The sequence below is a fragment of the Methylobacterium haplocladii genome (assembly GCF_007992175.1).
GTDB lineage: Bacteria > Pseudomonadota > Alphaproteobacteria > Rhizobiales > Beijerinckiaceae > Methylobacterium > Methylobacterium haplocladii.
Window position 1 is genome coordinate 1 of sequence record NZ_BJZT01000014.1, and the last position, 23,367, is coordinate 23,367.

At 65.1% G+C, this 23,367-nt stretch carries 16 protein-coding genes, 1 tRNA gene and 1 pseudogene; 11 read left to right on the top strand and 7 right to left on the bottom strand.

Features of this window, described 5'->3' with window-relative positions; genetic code table 11:
- Positions 1 to 89: 89 nt before the first annotated feature.
- The 6 genes and pseudogenes from MHA02_RS07360 to MHA02_RS07385 form a co-directional block, all read left to right on the top strand.
- Positions 90 to 347 (top strand): annotated as a pseudogene (locus MHA02_RS07360) (leucine zipper domain-containing protein); the annotation flags it as partial.
- Between the two features lie 247 nt (positions 348 to 594).
- Positions 595 to 3,489 carry a GAF domain-containing hybrid sensor histidine kinase/response regulator gene (locus tag MHA02_RS07365; RefSeq protein WP_147078001.1) on the top strand — a complete coding sequence of 965 codons (2,895 nt, stop codon included), beginning with the start codon at positions 595 to 597 and terminating at the stop codon, positions 3,487 to 3,489.
- Positions 3,490 to 3,748: 259 nt separating this feature from the next.
- Positions 3,749 to 3,940 carry a type II toxin-antitoxin system ParD family antitoxin gene (locus MHA02_RS07370; protein ID WP_147078002.1) on the top strand — a complete coding sequence of 64 codons (192 nt, stop codon included), beginning with the start codon at positions 3,749 to 3,751 and terminating at the stop codon, positions 3,938 to 3,940.
- Positions 3,941 to 3,963: 23 nt separating this feature from the next.
- Complete coding sequence (locus MHA02_RS07375) at positions 3,964 to 7,266, top strand: PAS domain-containing protein (RefSeq protein WP_170249100.1); 3,303 nt, start codon at positions 3,964 to 3,966, stop codon at positions 7,264 to 7,266.
- Positions 7,267 to 7,871: 605 nt separating this feature from the next.
- Positions 7,872 to 8,342, top strand: coding sequence for a (2Fe-2S)-binding protein (locus MHA02_RS07380; RefSeq protein WP_147078004.1), 471 nt, complete (start codon positions 7,872 to 7,874; stop codon positions 8,340 to 8,342).
- A gap of 13 nt (positions 8,343 to 8,355) precedes the next feature.
- Positions 8,356 to 10,569, top strand: a complete 2,214-nt coding sequence (locus MHA02_RS07385; RefSeq protein WP_147078005.1) for a xanthine dehydrogenase family protein molybdopterin-binding subunit — start codon at positions 8,356 to 8,358, stop codon at positions 10,567 to 10,569.
- Positions 10,570 to 11,280: 711 nt separating this feature from the next.
- On the opposite strand, the gene MHA02_RS07390 is transcribed toward MHA02_RS07385, so the two are convergent.
- Positions 11,281 to 12,138, bottom strand: a complete 858-nt coding sequence (locus tag MHA02_RS07390) for a class I SAM-dependent methyltransferase (protein ID WP_147078006.1) — start codon at positions 12,136 to 12,138, stop codon at positions 11,281 to 11,283.
- An 890-nt stretch (positions 12,139 to 13,028) separates the two neighbouring features.
- Between MHA02_RS07390 and MHA02_RS07395 the strand changes: the two genes are divergently transcribed.
- Positions 13,029 to 14,405, top strand: coding sequence for a cytochrome P450 (locus tag MHA02_RS07395; RefSeq protein WP_147078007.1), 1,377 nt, complete (start codon positions 13,029 to 13,031; stop codon positions 14,403 to 14,405).
- A 204-nt stretch (positions 14,406 to 14,609) separates the two neighbouring features.
- Here the strand turns inward: MHA02_RS07395 and minE are convergent, their stop codons facing one another.
- The 3 genes from minE to minC are packed head-to-tail and all read right to left on the bottom strand — an operon-like array spanning position 14,610 to position 16,419.
- Positions 14,610 to 14,879, bottom strand: coding sequence for a cell division topological specificity factor MinE (gene minE, locus MHA02_RS07400; RefSeq protein WP_147078008.1), 270 nt, complete (start codon positions 14,877 to 14,879; stop codon positions 14,610 to 14,612).
- Positions 14,876 to 15,691, bottom strand: coding sequence for a septum site-determining protein MinD (gene minD, locus MHA02_RS07405; protein WP_147078009.1), 816 nt, complete (start codon positions 15,689 to 15,691; stop codon positions 14,876 to 14,878). The genes minE and minD overlap by 4 nt, the downstream gene beginning before the upstream one ends.
- 47 nt (positions 15,692 to 15,738) lie before the next feature.
- Positions 15,739 to 16,419: a septum site-determining protein MinC gene (gene minC / locus MHA02_RS07410; protein WP_238180377.1), complete on the bottom strand. Its 681-nt coding sequence runs from the start codon at positions 16,417 to 16,419 to the stop codon at positions 15,739 to 15,741.
- Between the two features lie 557 nt (positions 16,420 to 16,976).
- On the opposite strand from minC, the gene MHA02_RS07415 reads away from it, so the two are divergent.
- From MHA02_RS07415 to MHA02_RS07425, 3 genes are all read left to right on the top strand, one after another.
- On the top strand, positions 16,977 to 17,363 hold the full coding sequence (locus tag MHA02_RS07415) for an exopolysaccharide production protein YjbE (protein ID WP_373866682.1): 387 nt from the start codon (positions 16,977 to 16,979) through the stop codon (positions 17,361 to 17,363).
- Between the two features lie 133 nt (positions 17,364 to 17,496).
- A tRNA-Pro gene (locus tag MHA02_RS07420) sits at positions 17,497 to 17,573 on the top strand.
- A gap of 28 nt (positions 17,574 to 17,601) precedes the next feature.
- Entirely contained in the window at positions 17,602 to 17,913 is a 312-nt protein-coding gene (locus MHA02_RS07425; protein ID WP_147078012.1) for an ETC complex I subunit, read from the top strand.
- A 7-nt stretch (positions 17,914 to 17,920) separates the two neighbouring features.
- On the opposite strand, the gene MHA02_RS07430 is transcribed toward MHA02_RS07425, so the two are convergent.
- The 3 genes from MHA02_RS07430 to MHA02_RS07440 all read right to left on the bottom strand — a co-directional run bounded on the left by MHA02_RS07430 (position 17,921) and on the right by MHA02_RS07440 (position 20,698).
- Positions 17,921 to 18,988: a spore photoproduct lyase family protein gene (locus MHA02_RS07430; RefSeq protein ID WP_147078013.1), complete on the bottom strand. Its 1,068-nt coding sequence runs from the start codon at positions 18,986 to 18,988 to the stop codon at positions 17,921 to 17,923.
- 11 nt (positions 18,989 to 18,999) lie between these two features.
- Positions 19,000 to 19,842, bottom strand: coding sequence for an SHOCT domain-containing protein (locus MHA02_RS07435; RefSeq protein ID WP_147078139.1), 843 nt, complete (start codon positions 19,840 to 19,842; stop codon positions 19,000 to 19,002).
- 88 nt (positions 19,843 to 19,930) lie between these two features.
- Positions 19,931 to 20,698, bottom strand: coding sequence for a hypothetical protein (locus MHA02_RS07440; protein ID WP_210245058.1), 768 nt, complete (start codon positions 20,696 to 20,698; stop codon positions 19,931 to 19,933).
- 259 nt (positions 20,699 to 20,957) lie between these two features.
- On the opposite strand from MHA02_RS07440, the gene glgX reads away from it, so the two are divergent.
- Positions 20,958 to 23,237 (top strand): glycogen debranching protein GlgX, encoded by a 2,280-nt coding sequence (gene glgX, locus MHA02_RS07445; protein ID WP_147078015.1) that lies wholly within the window; start codon positions 20,958 to 20,960, stop codon positions 23,235 to 23,237.
- Positions 23,238 to 23,367: the final 130 nt, after the last annotated feature.

The following is a 23,367-nucleotide window of genomic DNA, read 5'->3' on the forward strand; positions in this document are numbered from 1 at the left end:
AGCTAGGTACGAGCTTTCGATAGGTTGTCCATCCGGTCTGAACCGAGGACGCTGGAGTTGCGACGCTTCAGCCTTCCCGGAGAGACTGGATGAACATCCATCAGAATGCGCGACTGTCGCCGTCCGGTCGAGAGCGGTTGGTGCGGCTGGCGAGGAGCGGGCTCACTCCCAGAACGGTGGCCGAGACGATGGGCGTGTGCGCCAAGACGGTGCGCAAGTGGATGGCTCGCTTCGCGGCCGAAGGCGTGGCCGGACCGCAGGATCGCTCGTCGCGGCCCCACTGCCTGCATCGGCCGACCCCGGCAGAGACACAGGCGGCGATCGCGCGCCTGCGCCGCCAGCGCCTGCTGCACTGGCCCAGACGTGATAGTGAGTGCTGACAATGATGGGCTGGCCTATTTGCAGCGATCGAGCGACGCTTTGGCGCGGGTGGACGTGGCTGGCGAGAGCGTATTGAAGTTCAGGAACGAAGACCTGGTCGACGCTGCTGCGCTGTTTGCAGGCCTCGGCGAAGTCCGTTCGCTTGCGCGCAATGTCGATTGGTCGACAACCCCCCTGGGGCCGACGGCAGGTTGGTCGCCAGCGCTCCGGATCATGGTGCGGTCGATCTTCGACTCGCCGTTCCCGATCTGCCTCTGGTCAGGCCCGCATTACGCCCTGATCTACAACGACCCCTACCGCAGGATCCTGGCTGCCAAGCACCCTGCAGCTCTCGGGCAACCCGGCTCCAGCGTCTGGGCCGAAATCTGGGACGAGCTTCAACCTCAGTTCGACGGCGTTCGCGCGGGTGGCGCGCCAGTCTCCTTCGAGGACGCTCCGTTCGTCATGGCGCGGCTCGACGGCGGCGGCACGGAGACTGCCTGGTTCAACTATTCGCTGTCCGCCCTGCGCGACGAAGACGGCAGCGTCGCTGCGGTTCTCAACATCACGCCCGAAACGACGGCACGCGTCGTTCTCGAGCGCCGTCTGACCGAGGAGCAGACGGCGCTGGCGATGAGCGAAGAACGCCTTCGCCTCGCCGTCGACAATGCGGATGTCGGCCTTTGGGACGTTGACGTGGTCGAGGATCGCTTGTCCTGGTCTACCCGCACCAAGGCGATGTTCGGCATTTCCGCCGAGGTCCCGGTGAGCATGGACGACTTCTACGCCGGGCTTCATCCCGACGATCGCGAAGCGACCACGGCGGCCTATCTCGGCGCGGCCGATCCGGACCGTCGCGCTCTCTACGATGTCGAATATCGGACGATCGGCAAAGAGGACGGTATCGAGCGCTGGGTGGCCGCCAAGGGTCGTGGCGTGTTCGACGCAACCGGGCGCTGCCTGCGGGTCACGGGAACGACGCTGGAGATCACGACGCGAAAGGCTGCGGAGATCCGGCGCAGCGTCCTCGTCGATCTGACCCAGGCCATCCGCGACCTGAATGAACCGGCCGACATCGCCCATGCCACCGCCGAAATTCTCGGCCGCACGCTGGGCAGCAGCCGGGTGGGATACGCCGCCATCGATCACGACGCCGAGACGCTTCACGTCGACCGGGATTGGACGGCACCAGGCGTGGAGACGCTTGCGGGCGTGCTGTCGCTGCGGGACTACGGCTCCTTCGTCGACAACCTGAAACGCGGCGAATTCATCGTCATCGACGACGTCCGCGCCGATCCGCGAACCGCCGGGCCGGCAGCCGACGCGCTCGAAGGCAAGGGCAGCCGGGCTTTCGTGAATATGCCGGTCCTCGAGCAGGGACGGCTCGTCGCCGTGTTCTTCGTCAACCACGGCCGGAAACGGAACTGGAGCGAGGGCGACCTCACGCTGATCCGGGACGTCGCAGACCGCACGCGGAATGCCGTCGAGCGCGCGCGCGGAGAGCATGCTTTGCGCGAGAGCGAGGCGCAGTTGCGCGAACTGAACGAAACCCTGGAGGCTCAAGTCGCGGCGCGCTCGGCGGAACGTGATCGCTTGTGGAACCTCTCCCAGGACATGCTGGCGCGGGCCGACTACACCGGCATGATGTCGGCGGTCAGTCCGGCCTGGACGCGGGTGCTCGGCTGGACCGAGCGCGAGTTGCTTTCGCGGGGCTACGCGACCTTCATGCATCCCGACGATGAGCCTCCGACGCTCAAAGCGATCGGGCGCATGGCGGAAACCGGTCGGCCCACCCGCTTCGAGAACCGCATCGGCACCAGCGACGGCGACTGGAAATCCATCGAGTGGACCGTCGCCCCGGAGCGGGACGGCGTGAACTTCATCGCCGTCGGACGCGACCTGAGCGCGGCCAAGGCGCGCGAGGCGGAGCTCGCGACGGCGCAGGAGGCGTTGCGGCAATCGCAGAAGATGGAGGCCGTGGGCCAGTTGACCGGCGGCCTCGCGCACGACTTCAACAACCTGCTCGCGGGCATCTCCGGCTCCCTGGAGCTGATGCAGACGCGGATGAGCCAGGGGCGGCTCAACGACGTGGACCGCTACATGGCGGCCGCGCAGGGGGCCGCGAAGCGCGCCGCGGCCTTGACCCATCGCCTGCTGGCCTTTTCGCGGCGGCAGACCCTCGACCCTCGACCGACCGACGCGAACCGGCTGGTCACGGGCATGCAGGAGCTGGTGCAGCGCACGGTCGGCCCGCAGATCACCATCGAGGTCGTCGGGGCGTCGGGTGCCTGGCCGGCCCTGGTCGATCCCTCTCAGCTCGAGAACGCCCTGCTCAATCTGTGCATCAACGCCCGCGACGCTATGCCGGACGGCGGCCAGATCACCATCGAGACCGCCAACAAGTGGCTCGACGAACGGGCGGGCCGCCAGCAGGACGTGCCGGAAGGGCAATACCTGACCCTGAGCGTCACCGACACCGGCACGGGCATGCCGCCGGAGGTGATCGAGCGGGTGTTCGAGCCGTTCTTCACCACCAAGCCGCTCGGCGAAGGCACGGGCCTCGGCCTGTCGATGATCTACGGGTTCGCCCAGCAATCCGGCGGACAGGTGCGGATCTACTCGGAGGTCGGCAAGGGAACGACGGTCTCGATCTATCTGCCGCGCCACGACGGCGAGCTCGACGCGGAAGAGATCCACGCCGCGCCCGCAGCGCTGCCGCGTTCCGAGCAGGGCGAGACCGTCCTGGTCGTAGACGACGAGCCCACCGTGCGCATGCTGGTCACCGACATCCTCGAGGATCTCGGCTACACCGCCATCGAGGCGGCCGACAGCGCCGCGGGCCTGAAGGTGCTTCAGTCCGACGTGCGCATCGATCTTCTCGTGACCGATGTCGGGCTGCCCGGCGGCATGAACGGCCGTCAGATGGCGGATGCCGCGCGCGTCTCCCGGCCGGATCTCCTGGTGCTGTTCATCACGGGCTATGCCGAGAATGCCGTGCTCGGGAACGGCCATCTCGCACCGGGCATGGCGGTTATGACTAAGCCGTTCGCGGTCGAGGCGATGGCAGCCCGTATCCGCTCAATGATCGAGGCGTCTCGGGTCGAGCCGCTCAGGCGGCGAAGGGTGTAGTTGCCTCGGGCATGCGCATCACTGCGTGCGATAAATTTTCGGCCGCCTCACCGGATGAATGACTGAGACGGGTACCAAGCGGAATGTCCGCTTTTGGCCTCGGATCCACCTTCCGCTCCCCACCCCCGGCAGCCCTTCCGACAACGACCCTTAGCTGGCTTTGAGAATGTCCGCATTGGGATAGCGCTCAGGTCTGTGTGGGACGGATCGGAGTTGACAACCTTTGACAGCGGTCGTGCTGCATGACACGGCTCGAACGATGTCGAACACGCCGACCCGCAACATCGCCCTGACGCTCGAGCTCGAGGCCTACATCAAGGCACAGGTGGCGAGCGGCCACTACGGCAATGCCAGCGAGGTCGTTCGCGCCGGCTTGCGGCTTCTCATCGAGCGCGACCAGGCCGTTTCCCGCCCGCGCATCATGGACAACCACGAGCGTCCGACCCGATGAGCACGGGCGCGTCTGACATGCCCATGCCCCACGACTTGCAGTCCGACATCAGTGCCATCGAGAGCATCGAGGCGGTCCCGTCGATCCTGGAGGTCGTCTGCCGGACTACTGGTATGGGGTTCGCTGCGGTCGCCCGCGTGACCGAGGACCGCTGGGTTGCCTGTGCCGTCAAGGACGACATCGCCTTCGGTTTGAAGCCGGGCGGCGAGTTGAAGGTCGAGACCACCATCTGCCGCGAGGTCCGGCAGGACAGCGCCGTGGTCGTCATCGACCACGCGTCCATAAACGAGGCCTATCGCACGAACCCGACACCGGTCCTGTACGGCTTCGAGAGCTACGTTTCGATGCCCATCGTCCTGTCGGACGGGACGTTCTTCGGCACGCTCTGCGCCATCGACCCCCGGCCGGCACGGGTGAACACGCCCGAGACGCTCGGCATGTTCAAGATGTTCGCGGAGATAATCGCCTTTCACCTCGACGCGCACCGGCGCATCAGGCTCAGCACCGAGGAGCGTGACCGCTTCCGCGAACTCTTCGCCCAGTCGCCGACATTCATGACAGTCCTGCGCGGCAGGGAGCACCGGTTCGAACTGGCCAATCCAGGCTACATGAAGCTCATCGGCCACCGGGACGTTCTCGGCCGAACCGTCGCCGAAGCTCTGCCCGACGCGGTCGAGCAAGGCTTCCTGACCATCCTGGACGGCGTCTACGACAGCGGCGAGGCGCAGACGATCTACGGCATCCGCTACGCCGTGCAGGCCGTGGCAGGCGGGCCCTATGACGAGCGCTTCGTCGATGTCGTCTATCAACCGATCAGAGATCTGAACGGCGCGGTCAACGGCATCTTCATCGAGGGCTCGGACGTCACCGACCGCGTGAAGGCCGAGAGACGTCGTTCGGCCCTGGCGCAGCTCACGGAGCGGCTGAGCGAGCTCTCGGGCACGGACGAGATCGCGTTCGCATCGTCGCAGATCCTCGGCGAGACACTCGTCGTCAGCCGGGTCGGTTACGGCACCATCGACCACGACGCCGAGACGCTCCATGTCGAGCGGGACTGGAACGCGCCAGGTGTCGAGACGCTCGCAGGTGATCTGCCACTGCGCGCCTACGGGTCGTTCGTCGACAGCATGAAACGCGGCGAACTCATCAGCATCGCCGATGTCGCACTGGACGAGCGAACGGCGGAGGCGGTGGCCGCCATCACGGCCCTGAGCGCCCAGGCCTTCGTGAACGTGCCGGTGATCGAGCGTGGCCGGCTCGTGGCCATGCTGTACGTCAACCATGCCGAGGTGAGGGCTTGGCCGGCGGAAGATCTCGCCTTCATCCGAGAGGTTGCAGCCCGGACGCGTGTGGCCGTCGAGCGGAGCCGCAACGAGGCGGACTTGCGCGATCTCAACACCGATCTCGAGCGCAAGGTCGCCGAACGCTCACGCGAGCGGACGCTGACCTGGCAGGTCAGCCCCGACCTGATGTCTATCATCGCGTCAAACGGGGTCTTCGAGGCGACGAACCCAGCCTGGACCGCGACCCTCGGCTGGAGCGCGGATGAGCTGCGCACCCAATACGAGGATCTCGTTCATCCGGAGGACCGCGCACCGAGCGCAGCCATCTTCGTAGAAGCCTTGCGCGGCGCGCCGGTGTTGAACTTCGAGAACCGCTATCGCCACAAGGATGGGGATTACCGCTGGTTGTCCTGGGTCGCGGTTGCAGAAAACGGCAAGCTGTTCTGCAGCGCGCGGGACATCACCGAGCAGAAGAAGCGTGCCGAAGCGCTGCATCTCTACGAAAACATCATCGAGTCGGGTGCCTCGCCGATTTGCGCGTTCGACACCGATTACCGCCTGATCGCCTTCAACAAGGCCCACAGCGACGAGTTCTTCCGTATCTCTGCTTATCGCGTGCGGATCGGGGATGTCTTCCCCGACCTATTCCCTCCCGATCAGGCCCCGGTCATGCGTGGCCTCATGTCCCGAGCCTTGCTGGGTGAGACCTTCGATGTCGTCGAGGAGTTCGGCGATCCCGACATCGCCAAGCCCTACTGGGAGGTCTTCTACAGCCCGCTCAGGGATGCGGATGGACGGATCGTCGGCGCTTTCCATTTCGCCCAGGACATCACCGATCGGGTGCGGACGCAGGCCGACTTGGAGACGGCGCAGGAAGCTCTACGCCAGTCGCAGAAGATGGAGGCCGTGGGTCAGTTGACCGGCGGCCTCGCTCACGACTTCAACAACCTGCTCGCCGGCATCTCGGGTTCGCTGGAATTGATGCAGACTCGGATGCAGCAGGGTCGGTTGACGGATGTCGATCGCTACATGACGGCAGCCCAGGGTGCTGCGAAACGCGCCGCCGCCCTGACGCACCGCCTCCTCGCCTTCTCCCGCCGCCAGACCCTCGATCCGAAGCCGACAGACGTGAACCGACTTGTCTCCGGCATGCATGAGTTGATCCAGCGCACAGTCGGGCCGGCCATCCCTGTCGAGGTGGTCGGGGCGTCCGGGGTCTGGCCGGCGCTGGTCGATGCATCCCAGCTCGAGAATGCCCTTCTCAACCTCTGCATCAACGCGCGCGATGCCATGCCCGACGGCGGGCGCATCACCATTGAGACAGCGAACAAGTGGCTCGACGAACGCGCTGCCCGTCAGCAGGACATACCGGAGGGACAGTACCTGACCTTGAGCGTGACGGATACCGGCACCGGCATGTCGCCGGAGGTGATCGCGCGGGTGTTCGAGCCGTTCTTCACCACCAAGCCGCTCGGCGAGGGCACGGGCCTGGGTTTGAGCATGATCTACGGCTTCGCCCAGCAGTCCGGCGGACAGGTGCGGATCTATTCGGAGATCGAAAAAGGCACGACTGTTTCGATCTACCTGCCGCGCCACTACGGGGAGATCGATGCGGACGACAGCCACGTCGTACTCGCGACGCTTCCGCGCTCCGAGCAGGGTGAGACGGTGCTGATCGTCGATGATGAGCCCACCGTGCGCATGCTCGTCACCGACATCCTGGAGGACCTCGGCTACACCGCGATCGAGGCGGGCGACAGCGTCGCGGGTCTCAAGGTTCTGCAGTCGGACGTGCGCATCGACCTGCTGGTGACCGACGTGGGCCTCCCCGGCGGCATGAACGGCCGGCAGATGGCGGACGCCGCGCGGGTTTCGCGGCCGGACCTCAAGGTCTTGTTCATCACCGGCTACGCGGAGAACTCGGTCCTCGGCAACGGACACCTCGCCCCCGGCATGGCCGTCATGACAAAGCCGTTCGCAGTCGAGACGATGGGTGCCCGTATCCGCTCGCTGATCGAGGCATCACGCGCCGCGCCCGCATAGCCCAGCGAGGCTCCGGGAAATATTACCGGTGAACATCTGCTTTCGAGAACCAATACGGCTGACCGGTACGATGGGGTTGGGTCGGAGCCACAAAGTCCGCTCCAGGACGAAGAATCTAGGTCTGTTCTCCACCCATCTCTGTCAACACCTTGCCGGCGCCTATGTCTGCTTCGGTGCAGGTCGTCGGCCGGCTCGGATGACCGATATGGGCGCGACGCGGCCTGCCGGATCTGGCCGAAGCTGACGGGCCGCTTCAAGGCACGCAGAAAGAGGGAACAGACGTCGAGACAACGGTTGGTGTCGAGAACCTTCCTTCCATCGCGAGATCCGCTCTCAGGCTACGTCGCCCGACCCACAACGCACGATACCGCTTCGCCAATTACGCGGAGTTGACCGAGCCTTTTGCAGCCGCACCACGCCTTCGAACTCCGCGGGGATCCCATCCGCGTCGTAGCCGGTCGCGAGCACGAATGGGATGCTGCTGTCCTGCAGGTTCGCCGCCGCTTCGCACGCGACAACTGACATTCTTCTCGCTTGACGGCGCCAACGATCGGCCCAGACTTCCTCCCTGTATCAAGAATAATTCCGATCGGACGGAGGAGAGCATGGGCCAATCGCATTCTATGACCATCAACGGCCGCTCGCTCGACGTGCGCCTGGACGATCCCGACACACCGCTTCTCTACGTGCTGCGCAACGAAGTCGGTCTACGCGGGCCGCGCTTCGGCTGCGGGCTCGGGCAGTGCGGCGCCTGCACGGTCCATGTCGACGGTCAGATCGTGCGCTCCTGTGTGACGCCACTCTCGTCGCTGAAGCCCGAGTCGAAGATCGTCACCCTCGAAGGCCTCGGCACGCCGGAGGCTCCGCATCCCGTCCAGGCGGCCTTCGTCGAAGAGCAGGCGGCCCAGTGCGGCTACTGTATCAACGGCATGATCATGACCTCTGCGGCTTTCCTCAACGACAAGCCGAAGCCGAGCGAGGCCGAGATCCGCCAGGCGCTCGCCGGCAATCTCTGTCGATGTGGCACCCACGCCCGGATCGTGCGCGCCGTCCAGCGCGCCGCGACCAGCCTTTGAGCGGGAGGGGTTCATGCCAACCACCCAGCTCTCCCGCCGCCACGTCCTGCAGGGCGGCGCCATCATCGTCGGCTTCTCGCTGAGCCGCTCCCTGCCTACTGTCGCCGCCTCCGGTACCGCGCCCTCGAAGGCGGTCGCCCTCGACGAGGTCGACAGCTACCTCGCCCTGGAGCGCGACGGCTCGGCCATCGTCTATTCCGGCAAGGTCGATCTCGGCACCGGGGTCCAGACCGCTCTGACCCAGATGGCGGCCGACGAGCTCGACCTGCCACTCTCCCGGGTGAGGGTCATCCAGGGCGACACGGCTCTGACCCCGGACCAGGGGCCGACCTATGGCAGCCTGTCGATTCAGAATGGTGGCACGCAGATCCGCGCCGCCGCTGCGACCGCCCGGCGTAAGCTCGTCCAGCTCGCCTCGGAGCGGCTCGGCACACCGGCCGATGCCCTCGTTACCCGGGATGGCCGTGTGACCCCGGCCGCAGGAGGCGAAGGGATCGCCTATGCCGATCTTCTGAAAGACGGCCACTTCTCGCTGAAGCTCGACAAGGACGCGCCAAGCAAGAATCCCGACGCCTTCAGCTTCGTCGGTAAGTCGGTGGCGCGGCTCGACATCCCGGCCAAGATTTACGCCAGCTCCACCTACATGCAGGACGTGAAGCTACCCGGCATGCTGCATGGCCGCGTCATCCGGCCGCCGGCCATCGAGGCACGGCTGACAGCTGTCGATGAGGCCTCGGTCGCCGGCATGCCGGGTCTGGTGAAGGTGGTGCGCGAGGGCGACTTTCTGGGCGTCGTCGCCACGAGCGAGTGGACCGCGATCAAGGCCGCGGAAAAACTCTCGGCGACCTGGTCCAAAGCCGAGACGCTGCCAGAGCAGAGCCGGCTCTGGGAGCATGTCCGCGCGACGCCGGTGGTGAAGGAGGACGTCACCTCAAACGTCGGCGATGCGGACGCGGCGATGTCCAAGGCTGCGCGGACCTTGAAGGCGACCTACGACTTCGCGATCCACACCCATGGCTCCATCGGCCCGTCCTGCGCGGTAGCCGAGCCCGAGGGCGACGCGCTGACGGTGTGGACCGCTTCGCAGATGACGCACGCCCTGCGTACGCAGCTCTCGGCGATGTTCTCGCTGCCGCCCGATAAGGTGCGCTGCATCTATGTCGAGGGCTCGGGATGCTACGGCCGTAATGGCCATGAGGATGCCGCGGCAGACGCCGCCATCCTCGCCCGCGCTGTCGGCAAACCGGTGCGGGTGCAGTGGTCGCGGGCCGACGAGCACGGGTGGGACCCTAAGGGACCGCCTACTTTGATCGATCTGTCCGCTGGTCTGGACGACAATGGCGCGGTGACCGCCTGGTCCTCGCAGTTCCATATCCCCGTGGGAGCAGCCGGCAGCGTTCCGCTGGTGGCGGCGACGCTCGCCGGTCTGCCGCACGAGACCGCTCTGGCTCCGGGCAACATCGTCCACAACTCGGCGATCCCCTACGGCTTCCCGAACGTGAAGACCGTCTGCCGTCGCCTCGCCACGACGCCCTTGCGCCCGTCCTGGATCCGCACGCCGGGACGCATGCAGAACACCTTCGCGAACGAGGCCTTCTTCGATGAATGCGCGGCGGCAGCCGGGGTCGATCCGCTCGACTATCGTCTACGCTCGTTGGCCGACGCGCGCGGGACCGAGGTCCTCAGGCGTGTCGCCGCCCTGGCGAAATGGGAGAGCCGGCCATCGCCCAAAGGCGATGCGAAGGATCAGGGCGACGTCCAGACCGGCCGCGGTCTGTCCTACGTGAAGTACGAGCTCTACCGGACCTATGTCGCCGCCGTGGCCGAGGTCGAAGTCGAGCGCCGCACCGGGATGATCCGCGCCAAACGGGTCTTCGTGGTCCAAGATTGCGGGCAGATCATCAACCCGGACGGGGTGCGCAATCAGATCGAGGGCAACGTCATCCAGACCGTGAGCCGCGTGCTCAAGGAGGAGGTGATGTTCGACCGATCGCGTGTGACGAGCACCGATTGGGCGAGCTATCCGATCTTGACCTTCCCCGAGGTGCCCGAGATCGTGATGGAGTTGATCGACCGCCCCCGCGACAAACCCTGGGGTGCAGGAGAGCCCTCGGCGGCCGTGATCCCGGCAGCGATCTCGAACGCAGTGTTCGACGCAATCGGCCTGCGCCTGCGCTCGGTGCCGTTCACCCCGGAGAAGGTGAAGACGGCGCTCCAGCGGACTTAAGAGGGCGCCTCACGCTGATGCCAACTTCCTAGGCGTGCCGATCAACAGTGTCGCGAGCGGCGATGAACCCAGTACCGCGGAAATCCTGTCATCGCATTGGCACGTCCGGTTCGATGCGGTGCTGGGGCGTGACCGAACGGCTGCCGTTACAGACCCTCGGAAGGTCCGCTTCCAGCTATCTTGAGCACGAGGACCTACGACTGGGTCGGGTGGTTTTCGGCTGGTCTGCTTTTGGCGAGTGCGGCCCCATAGACGGACATCATCGTCAGCAAAACCGAGCGATGCTGCCGCTGGTCGCACCGCATCTGCTCGTTGACCGTGTTCCCGACGTTTGGGCGACGTCGAGGACGGAGCGTTCGATCACCCGCCGGCCAAGATACGGGCCTCGTCCGGATCGGTCGTTGCGAGGCTCTCCTTGACCTCCGTTCTACCGGCACTGCTTCGAACTGGCGATGCGTGAGTAAGATTGGCCGATCCAGGAAAAACCGGCTCGTCGGGTTAGGATCGGACATGCTGACGTATTGAGGCACCGACATCTTTCACCCAGTGAGAGCAGCTGATTTGACGATGCACTCAAAAGAAACAGATAGTTCGTCAAGCCTATCGTTCTTATTGCCTTAGAGACTGGTATACGATGGGGCGAAATATTCTATCTGACGAATAAAAACGTATGCAATTGCAACACACTCGCTTATGTGAGTGAGCGGATATCTATTTTGTTGCAATCATATTGATCCCGAGGGCGTTTCGAATTCTAGGGTTAGACCGAAGGGAGGCGCGGGTTGTAGTTTGAGCTATCTTGAAAGCGATCTCTATAGTCTGCGCGACGTAAAAGGGGAGAACGCGGTATCCACCTTTCCGGACCAACAGCGGGGTAGCAGACCGAAAACCAGCGCTACGCAAGAGCGAAGCAAGAGAAGAAAAAGAATGTTCTTTTAAATGAAATCCAGTCGCAACATAGTCGAAGTACTTGGATACATCGTGTGGCCCAGAAGTTACGTTAGGTGTAATACAGAAGTATTTGCCACCTTTTCTAAGAACGCGGATGATTTCGCGTAGTTGCTCCTCGGCATCATCAGGATGCAAATGCTCCACCAATTGATTGCTGTAGACAAAGTCGACACTGCCGTCCGGCATGTCGATGGTGGTCCCATTGGTCAGAAGAAATTGGACGTTTGCCGGCGCCTGCTGCGGCTGAAACAGCGCATCTGACACGTCGATGGCCGTGACTGATCGGCAGTGAGGTGCCATTTCAATGGCAAGTCTGGCGTCGCCGGCACCGATCTCGATCAGATCAGCGTCGGGCTTGATCAATTTTTTCAGTAATGCGGCTTGTTTTGAAATGTAGCCGTGATCCAGATAGTTGTTGTTGTGCTGAGGATGATGAGGCAGTTGCTGAAACAGGGTATCGTATGCCTCGCGATAAAATCTACGTCTATCTTCTTTGCTGGAAATCTTGAGTCTTTTTGCCAAATTCTTTTCTAAAGAATAATGTTCGATGATTTGATCGATTGTACGAGGATCGTGCGCAGATTTAGCAACGCGCTCGAAATCAGGCCTCGGCTGCATGCTCCGCTCCTATTTTCTGAAAGCACCTATAAATCTTAGACTGGCTCGAATGACCTAATGGCCTTTTGAAGACCTGCAAAATCGATCCAAACCACTGCGCCAGCCCTGTCTTCCGGCGCTCGATTTAGTTCCGTGAGGTTTGAGTGGCAGCTTTCGCCGACCCATGGCGATACTAATTTAGCTGATTACAATGTCCACTCCTTATCGCGATCGGTCGTGCCCCTTTAGCTGCGGCGGCGTCATACATGTCGGCGGCCGTAGTTAAATCGGGCCGCCGAAAACTAGACCGGTGCCTGAACCAATCCAGCCTCTCGACTCAATGCAAGGTTGTGTGTGCCGAACCAGATACTCGTTAACGAGTTTCTTCCCAATCGAAGCAACACTGACGCCATCATCAACAGCAAATTGCTTTAGCTTCATCATAATATCGTCACGCGGCTACAACATATAGGGTGGTAATTCAATATATTTCTCGCAAATATAAATTAATGACAATTTTATGTATCTTATCTAAAATATCCGACCAGACTAAAACATTAATAGATTTTGATTTTGTATTTTAGAGTGATAAAAATAGGTCCAGCAGCGATGACGTCACTGTTCATTGGAGTTGGCATGACCGCTCTCCGCTGGTCATCCGCTCGCACCCAACAGCCGGTAGACCAACGCCCTGGACACGTTCAGTTCCCGCCCGATAGCCATGCCTCCCATCCCTAAGGGCGCCAAGTCCCTGAACCCGGTCCGCATCGATGGACGGCTTACGGCCCTTGTAGACGCCAGACGATTTTGCCTTGGCAATACCCTCAAGCTGCCGGCCTTATCGGACGGCCGACTTAAACGCAGCCGTACGGCCGATTTACAGCGGCTCACCCGGCGCGCATCACTCCGTCATGATCGGAGGCGCGACATCCACTTTCCCGCCGGCGCCGCTCTTGGTGCCCCCGGTGCCGGCGCCACCCGAGCGCGACCTGCCGCTGATGCGGTTCATTGCGACGGTCGGAACGAACGGCATAGGAATCTGGCCGCGGCAGGCCTACGAGACGCCGGTGCAGCGGCGGACCCTGCTCGGGCGGCCGCGGATCACGGTGAGCGATCCGGAGGCGGTTCGCCGGGTGCTGGTCGAGAACGCCGAGAACTACGTCCGCACGGCGATCTCGATTCGGATGCTGCGCCCCGTGCTCGGCGACGGCCTGCTCATCAGCGAGGGTGCCGCCTGGCGCCATCAGCGGCGCACCCTGGCGCCCGCCTTCACGCCGCGGGCCGTCGAGATGCTGGCGCCTCACATTCTCGCCGCGACCGACGTGGCGATCCGCACGCTGGAGGGGGAGCAAGGCGACGTCGACCTGTTTGGTCACCTGCAACGGCTCGCCCTGGAGATCGCGGGGCGCACGATGTTCTCGGTCGGCATGACGCGGCACGGTGCCGGCCTGCGCGCGCTGGTCGAGGAGTATCAGCGCCGCCTCGGCCGGCCGCAATTGCTCGACTTTTTGCTGCCGCTCGGCTGGCCGAGTCCGCACGACATCGCCCGAGCCCGATTTCGACGGCGCTGGACGGCCACGCTCGACGGCATCATCGCCGACCGCGGCAGTGGGCGCACCGGCGCGGCGCAGGACCTGCTCGATCTGCTGGGAGAGGCTCGCGATCCGGAGACGGGCCGTGCGTTCGCGCCGGAGGAACTGCGCGATCAGGTGGCGACACTGATCCTCGCCGGGCACGAGACCACGGCGCTGACGCTGCTCTGGGCCTGTACGTTGCTGGCGCAAGCGCCCGCCATCCAGGAGGCCCTGTCCGAGGAAGCGCTCAACGATCCCGGAATGGGCGATCTCATGAAGCGATTGCCGCTGACCCGGGCGGTGGTGGACGAGACGCTGCGGCTCTATCCACCGGCCTTCGTCATGGCCCGGCTGTCGCGCGGCGCGGATACGCTCGCCGGCCACGACATCGCCGCTGGCACGATCGTGATCATCGCGCCCTGGCTGCTGCATCGTCACCGTCTGCTCTGGCGGGCGCCGGACGCGTTCGATCCGTCGCGGTTCCTGCCCGGCGCAGAGGCCATCCCGCGCTTCGCCTATCTGCCCTTCGGCGCGGGGCCGCGGGTCTGCATCGGCGCGCAATTCGCGCTGACGGAGGCGGTGCTGGCGCTCTCCCGCCTCGTTGCCCGATTCCGCCTCGCGCTTGCGGGCGACAGGCCCGTCCTGCCGGCGCCGGTCGTGACCCTGCAGCCCGACCATGCCCCGGCTTTCCGGCTGACGCTTCGCGGCGGCTGATCGTACGGGGACGTCACGGCAGGGGAGGGAGGGCGACGATCCCACCCTCCGCCGCATCCCGGGATGCCGTAGCGAAAGCGGAGGCCTCGAAAGAGCCCTCCAGATCCCTCGCGGTTCCTGGAGCGCTCCGTCGAGGCCACTGGCGTGTCACCGCGGGATGACGGCGATGGGTGGGACGTCCGGATGGATTTTCCGGAAACGGTGTCAGGCGCTGGCCCGCATCGGCGTGGCGTCCACGGGGATCTCGATGTCCACGCCCAGCGTCGAGACGCCCTTGCCGCGCTCCAGCTTGATCTGGACCTTGTCGGCATCGACCTTCACGTGCTTGGCGATGACGGCCAGGATCTCTTCGCGCAGCGTGATCACCAGGTCGGGGCGGCCGTTTTCGGACCGCTCGTGCGCGATGATGAGCTGTAGGCGCTCGCGGGCGGTGTTGGCCGAACCGCGGGGCTTGAGGAAAGTGAGAACGCTCATGCTGCCCTCCGTGTGAACAGCTTGTTGATCAGGGACTTGCGGTCGGACGGGATCGCCATCGCAACGGTTTCACCCTTCAGGCGGCGTACGGCGTCGATATAGGCGCGGGACGGGGCGCAGAGCGGGTTGTTGAGGGTCACCGGGCAGCCGACGTTCGAGGCGCGCAGCACTTCGAGGCTCTCGGGAATGATGGCGAGCAGCGGGATCGAGAGGATCTCGAGCACGTCGTCGACCTTGAGCATGTCGCCGCGATCGGCCCGGGCGGGGTCGAAACGGGTGAGGATCAGATGCTTCTCGATCTGCTCGCCCTTTTCGGCGCGCACGGTCTTGGAATCGAGGAGGCCGATGATCCGGTCGGAGTCACGCACCGAGGAGACCTCGGGGTTGGTGACGACCACCGCGACGTCGGCGTGGCGCATGGCGAGCTGGGCGCCGCGCTCGATGCCGGCGGGGCTGTCGCAGACGACCCAGTCGAACTTTTCGCGGAGTTCGGCGATGACGCGCTCGACGCCGGCATCGGTCAGGGCGTCCTTGTCGCGGGTCTGCGAGGCCGGCAGCAGCGAGAGGTTCTCGAGCCGCTTGTCGCGGATCAGCGCCTGGTTGAGCTTGGCGTCGCCGTTGGTGACGTTGATGAGGTCGTAGACCACCCGGCGCTCGGCGCCCATGATCAGGTCGAGGTTGCGCAGGCCGACGTCGAAGTCGACGACGCAGACCTTCTCGCCGGCCTGGGCCAGCGCTGCGCCGAGGGCGGCCGTGGTCGTCGTCTTGCCGACGCCGCCCTTGCCGGATGTCACACAGAGAACCTTGGCCATCTCATCGTTTCCCTTGAAGCCAAATCGTGGTTGTCGAAGCGTGCCGCTCAGGCGAGGGCCGCAAACTTGATCGCGCCGCCGTCGAGCCAGATCTGGACAGCCTGGCCGCGCAGGTGGCTGCCCATGTCCTCGGCCGTGCGGACGAGGCGGTCGATGCCGAGGAGCTCCGGCTCGAACTTCCGGCAGTAGATTCTTGCGCGCGGGTTCTTCGCGGCGCCGGCGATTACCCGGCCGCGCAGCGCGCCGTAGACGTGGACGGAGCCGCCCGCGAGGATCTCGGCGCCCGAGGAAACCGAGCCCATCACGGTCACGTCGCCGTCGGGATGGCAAATGCTTTGGCCGGAGCGCACCGAACCCTCGATGGTCAGCGAGGTCACGGGAGGCTTTTCCGGTTCGATCGCGACCTCCACGCCCTCGGCCGTCGGACGGCCGCCGGCAAGGAAGGGCGGAAGCCCGACCGAAGCGCAAGCCGCGCCCTCGATGCCGAGGATGCGGATGCTGCGGCTCGACAGCTCGGCGACGAGCCCTTCGAGCGCGGGGGCCTCGGGGGCGAGGGCCGCCACGTCGAGGATCACGCCCTTGCCGGCGAACAGGGTGGGCGCGCGCTTCAGCGCGGCGTCGAGGAGGGCGAGCCAGTCGCCGACTGGGGCCTGGGGCGCCAGGGCGAGGGCGCGAAAGACGCGGCCGCGACAGGCGAAGACGGGGAATGTGGGAGCAGGGCTTGTCACGGGCGTGAACGTTTCCTTACCGACCCCCCCATTCAGGGTCGGCATGGTTACCGTGCGGTTAATTTTGCCGGACGCTCGGCAAGTTTTGCCGGGTGGCGGTAGTAGGGTAGGTCGCTAGGCTCAAGAATTGTCTTAGCAAAAACAAACACTTGAATTTGATTTTGGGCAAGATCCGTTCGTTAAGGATTTTTCGCGCCGCATGCGGGGATCAATCGATCCTGTGATCGGACGAATCAGGAAACTGCCGGGTCGGGCTGGATCTGACGCGCTTTCGACGATCCTATTTCGGCGCCCAAACAGGATCGGTTTGTTCCGGCGTGCGGAGAAAGGCGCGTTGCCGGTCATGCGGGTCGAAGCAATCTTCCGCGTGCGAAACGCGACGGCGCGCGCGAGCGACCAAAGTATCGTGCGCTTGTCCGACGCGTCAGCGAACGTCTATCTCTCGACAGATCCGGTCGTTCCGCAGCAGGCGTCAGCATTGTCGCAGGCTAGCCATTCGGGCGGAACATCTGTCCCTGGTTGCTGATTGCTCCCGCGAAACAACGTGGAGGAACTCCGTGAAAAAAATCATGATCAGCGCCAACATTTTCGCCGCTGCCCTGCTGACTGCCTCGGCTGCCTTTGCCGCCCCTTGCACCACGGCCGTGAAAGGCAAGAGCCCCGAGCAGACCACGAACGCGAAGAGCTCCGACACCGACACGTCCAGCAAGAACACCGCCGGCGGCGCGCAGCCCGCTTCGCCGGGTACGGTCGGTGCGATGAACAACGCGGGCGCGAACCAAGCGACCCAGACCGCCGACAAGGGTGGCGAGAAGAGCGACAAGGCCGAGGCCGGCTCGAAGAACCTCGCCGGCGGCAATCAGCCTGCCTCGCCGGGCACGGTCGGCGCCATGAACGACACCGGCGCCACCCAGCACGCCGGCCACAAGGGCGACGATTGCTGATCGGGTCCAAGCCGCCTGCAGATTCGACTCGTCCGGCGTACGCCGGACGGGTTTTTTCATGGGACCTTCGCGTTCGTCGCTGCTTGCCCAGGGGGCGGCAAAATCGTACGTCCCACTCAGCGCGTGAGCGTGTCGGGGTGTAGCGCAGCCTGGTAGCGCATCTGGTTTGGGACCAGAGGGTCGTAGGTTCGAATCCTATCGCCCCGACCATTCGTTTTTTCGTGGAGCTTCGTGACGGATGTCGAGCGCCCGCATCTTCCGCCCCTCGAAGGATGCCTCACAATCGGGGATGGCGCGCACCAAGCAGTGGCTTCTCGAATTCGACCGGACCAGCGCCCGCGAGGCCGATCCGCTCATGGGCTGGACCTCGTCGTCCGACATGCTCCAGCAGGTCCGGCTGGAATTCGATACCGCGGAGGAGGCCGTGGCCTACGCCGAGCGCGAGGGCATAGCCTACCGGATCGAGACGCCGCGGCCGCAGACCGTGCGCAAGGGCCTGTCCTACTCCGACAACTTCAAGTTCAATCGCACGGCGCCCTGGACGCATTGACGGCACGTCAGAACGCGTAGCGCACCGTACAATACGGCATCCGCTCCGCCAGCAACGCCTTGAAGCGGCCGAGCCATTGGCCCTTCCAGCCGGTTCGATAGCGCAGGTTGTCGCCGCCGCCCTCGGAGCGCTTGGCCTCCTGGATGTCGGGCCGCCAGAGCAGGTCTTCGGCCTTGGGGTGCCAGCCGAGATTGACCGCGTGCAGCCCCGCATTGTGGGTCAGCAGGATGATCTCGCATTTGAGCTGCGCTTTGGCTGCGTCCGAGAGCGTGTCGTCGATCTCGTCGAACAGCGCCCGCCAATCCGCCTCCCAGCCCTCGTAGAGGATCACCGGCGAGAAATTGACGTGGACCTCGTAGCCGGCGCGCAGAAAATCGTCGATCGCGGCGATACGCTCGGCCATCGGGCTGGTCCGCACGTCGACGATCTTGGCGATGCGCGCGGGCATCAGCGAGAACCGGACGCGCGTCTTGCCCTGCGGGTCGTAGGCGAGGAGATCCGGGTTGACCGCCTTCGTCGCGAACGAACCCTTGGCGTTCGGGATGGTGCGAAACAGCGCCACGAGATCGCGGACCGTGTCGCAGAGCATGGCGTCCACCGAGAGATCGCCGTTCTCGCCGAGATCGTAGACCCAGAGTGACGGGTCGACCTGATCGGGCTCGGGCAACGGCCCCTGCTTTTCCGCGTGGCGCCGGATCGCCGCGCCGACCGCCTCGGTGTTGACGAAGAGCGAGATCGGGTTCGCGAACCCCTTGCGGCGCGGCACGTAGCAATAGGCACAGGCCATGGCGCAGCCGTTCGAGGTCGAGGGCGCGATGAAGTGGGCGCTGCGTCCGTTCGGACGCATGGCGAGCCCCTTCTTCACGCCGAGCACCAGCGTCGAACGCTTGATCCGCAGCCAGTCCTCGACGGAGCCCTCGTTGCCGTGCAGCGAAGGAATGTTCCAGTGCGAGGGCACTTCGATCCGCTCGGCGTCCGGAAATCGATCGAGAATCTCCCGCCCCCGCGGAAACGCGGCGACGCCGGGCTCGTGGAAGATTGTCTGGATGCCGATGAGATCGCGTTGCGGAGCCATGCGGCGGACCGTCAGAGCCGCGCCAGCAGCTCCGCCTTCTTACCTGAAAACTCCTCGTCGGTGAGGATGCCCTTGCGGTGCAGTTCGGCCAGCCGTTCCAGGGTCGAGATCACGTCCGTTTGCGGATGGGCCGCAGCCGCGGGAGTTGCGTCAGGCCTGGGAGGCTCGGCCGGCCGGACCGGCATCGGAGTCTCCCCGTGCCTCGGACTTGGCGCGTGGGCCTGACGCGAGTCGGAGGCCGGGGCCGGGGAGGGCGCGTGCTCGGTACGGTCAGTCACGCTCGCCTGCGACGGGCTCTGCTCCTCTCCCACCGGCGTCAGGTCGTCGAGCGAAATGACCCCATGCGGTCCGCTGAACCGAAAGCTCGACGTGCCGGATTGCTGCTGCGAAGCGCCGGTGATGACGTGCTCGCCCGTGTCGTAGAGCGCGACCCGACCGTCGGTCTCGACGGCGAGCCGGCGGCTCTCGGGAAACCAGGCGTAGCGCGTGGCGTTCTGCGAGCCGACGCTCGACGCCCGGCCAAGGCCCTCGGGCCACCAGTTGCCGGAGGAGCCGCTCGACGACTGGCTCATCGAAAAGCTCTGCGACCGGCGCGGTGCCAGATCCGGCAGCGCGGCGGAGAGGTCTTCGCAGAGCGCGGTCACGCGGGCCTTCAGACCGTGATCGTTCATGCGACCGACCATGACCATGCCGCCGGAGAACCACTGGCCCATCCCGCCGAATTCGGGATGGTCGAACTGAGCCATTCGGCCGCCGCCCGAATCGAGCGCCCGAAGCATGTGCCGCACCGCTTCGGGGCTGACGCCGTGCTTTTCGGACAGCGCCTGCAAGCGCGCGATGGTGTCGTCGGTCATCATGGGTCCGGCCGGCTGCGGTGCTGCAGCTCTAACCGCAACGGGCCAGGACTTCCACGGATCCTGTCGTGATCCGACTGCGGGATATTTACGCCCGGCTCTGCGCCAGTTCGATCAGCCGCCGCGCCAGGGCGATCTGCCCGGCGGGCGCCACAGGCGCCTCGCGATCGACCGGATGCCAGGCGCCGTCGCGCCAGCTCATCGTCAGCGCCTCGACCACGGGGACGAGAGGTACCGGGCGCTTGGCGAAATGCGCGCGCCGGATCGTCTCCGGCATGGAGCGCCATGCCGCATCGGCCTGGGCGAGGCGGTCGCGCTCCCGGAGCGTCGCGAGGGATTGGCCGTTCTCGTCCCAAGCCTCGATCCGACACATCGCCGAGCCGATCTTGTCGGTCCAGCGGAAGGCGGTCCCGACACCCTGGGCGTAGCCGGCGCGGACCAGCGCCCGCATCGCAGCCTCATAGGCCGTCGGCGGCGTGAAGGGCGTGCGCTCCGATGGCAGGCGGTCGTGGCAGCAGGCGAGCGTCAGGAACGCGGACAGCACGGCCTCGAGCCGTGCGCCGTCGATGACGGCGGATGCCAGCGCCCCCGGCATGGCCTCGGAATCCATCGTCAGCGCGTGCCGGCAATACCAGGTCTCGTCCGGCTTGTCGGCGCGCGGCACGGGGGCGGCGAGGCCGAGGTCCTTCAAGACCCGCGTCGCCTCCTCGAAGGCCGGCTCGGATTCGTGGTAATAGGTCGCGCCGTGGGCGCCGGGACCGGCCTCCCGGTCCGATCGGGTCAGATGGCACGCGATGGCTGCCGCCAACTCCCCGCACAGACGCCCCTGCGCGCTCCCCAACGCAACAACCGCCACCACGTCGAACTCCGGCTTTCCGAACGCAACCCGGCGGGACCATACCGGCTCGAAGTGAATCAACGCTTAGGCCAGCCGTGCTCGCCCACGCGTGGAAAAGACGTGCCGGCGCGGCAGCTTGCCGCGCTGCAGCGAATTTTGTCCCGTCAACCCGTTCGGCCGAAGCATATTTTCGCGCTGCGGCGGAGCTTCACCGGAACGTGAGCGTTCCCACCTCAAATCCGGCTGCCGCTGCGCGGCGGCCGCCAGTGGAGACACCATGGCCGAAGCCAAGAACACCCAGTCCGACGGACCTGCGAAGCCGCGCGTCGTGCGTTCGCGCATCCGGGAGGGCTCGCCCCATCCGCGCGGCGCGAATTGGGACGGGCTCGGCGTGAACTTCGCCGTCTTCTCGGCCCATGCCACCAAGGTCGAGCTCTGCCTGTTCGACGATGCCGGCGAGAAGGAAATCGAGCGGATCGTCCTGCCCGAATACACGGACGAGGTCTGGCACGGCTATTTGCCCGACGCGCGCCCGGGCACGATCTACGGCTACCGGGTGCATGGCCCCTACGAGCCGAAGACCGGCCACCGCTTCAACCACAACAAGCTGCTGATCGACCCCTACGCCAAGGGTCTCGTCGGCTCCATCACCTGGAATCCGGCCCTGTTCGGCTATCAGATGGAGACCGGCGACGACCTGACCTTCGATGACCGCGACAGCGGCCCCTACACCCGGCGCTGCCAAGTGATCGATCCGGCCTTCACTTGGGGCCGCGACGTGAAGCCGAACGTGCCGTGGGAGAAGACGATCTTCTACGAGACGCACGTCAAGGGATTCACCAAGCTGCACCCGTCGGTGCCCGAGAAGATCCGCGGCACCTATGCCGGCCTCGGTACACCGGCCGTGCTCGATTACATCAAAAGCCTCGGCGTCACCTCGGTGGAGCTGCTGCCGGTCCACGCCTTCGTGCAGGACGACTACCTGCAGGAGAAAGGGCTCACGAACTACTGGGGCTACAACACCATCTCGTTCTTCACCCCCGCACGCCGTTACGCGGCGGTGCCGGATTTCGCCTTCTCCGAGTTCAAGGAGATGGTCGCCCGGATGCATGGCGCCGGCCTCGAGGTGATCCTCGACGTCGTCTACAATCACACCGCCGAAGGCAACGAGAAGGGTCCGACGCTGTCCTTCAAGGGCATCGACAACGCTTCGTATTACCGGCTGATGCCGAAGGAGCCGCGCTACTACATCAACGACACCGGCACGGGTAACACCTTCAACCTGTCGCATCCGCGCGTATTGCAGCTCGTCACCGACAGCCTGCGCTACTGGGCGACCGAGATGCGCGTCGACGGCTTCCGGTTCGACCTCGCGACGATTTTGGGCCGCGAGCCCTACGGCTTCGACGAAGGCGGCGGCTTTCTCGACACCTGCCGGCAGGACCCGGTGCTGAACTCGGTGAAACTCATCGCCGAGCCGTGGGATTGTGGTCCCGGCGGCTATCAGGTCGGCGGCTTCCCGCCCGGTTGGGCCGAGTGGAACGACCGTTTTCGCGATGATGTCCGTGGCTACTGGAAGGGCGACGCGGGCCTCCTGCCGTCGCTCGCCGCGCGCATCACCGGCTCGGCCGACAAGTTCAACAAGCGCGGCCGCCGGCCCTGGGCGTCTGTGAACTTCATCTCGGCCCATGACGGCTTCACGCTCGCCGACACGGTCTCGTACAACGAGAAGCACAACGAGGCGAACGGCGAGGGAAACCGCGACGGTCACGGCCACAACCTCTCCTATAATTTCGGCGTCGAGGGCCCCACCGACGATCCCGAGATCAAGGCCACGCGCCTGCGCCAGATGCGCAACATGCTGGCGACGCTGTTCCTCTCCAAGGGCACGCCGATGCTGCTCGCCGGCGACGAGTTCGCCCGGACGCAGAAGGGCAACAACAACGCCTATTGCCAGGACAACGAGGTTTCCTGGATGGATTGGGAGGCGATCGGGGCGGACGAGCGCGATCTCGCCGAGTTCACGCAGCGCCTGATCCTGCTGCGCAACGCCCTGCCGATGCTCTCGCGCGGCCGCTTCGTCACGGGCGCCTTCGACGAGGAGTTCGGTGTCAAGGACGTCACATGGCTGACGCCGGCCGGTACGGAGATGACACCGGAGAACTGGAACGACGGCAACTCGCGCTCGCTCGCCGTGCTGCTCGACGGGCGTGCACAGGCCTCGGGCATCCACCGCCGCGGCGGCGACGCCACCCTGCTGCTGTTCTACAATTCCTATCACGACGTGGTCGACTTCACCCTGCCGGAGACGGCGGGCGGCGTCGCCTGGACGCGCATCCTCGACACCAACCTGCCCGACAGCCAGGAACTCGCGAGCTTCGGCATCGGCGACCGCTACACGGTCACCGGCCGCTCGATGCTGATGTTCGTCCTCAAGCCCGAGGAAGCCCCCGGACCAGAGACCTCCGAGATGGAACGCTCGTACCAGCACGTGATGCAGGCTTTCGAGCGGGCCCACGTCGAGCACGTGAGCTTCGGGCTCGACGGGGAGGCGTGAGCAGCCCGTCCCTGCGAACGCAGCGCAGCAACCCAGAGCCATTTCGCTACGGCGATTATGCAGCTTCGGGTTGCTCCGCTTTCGACTCGCAATGAAGAGTAGGACCGGCGGACCCAACCTGATCGACATC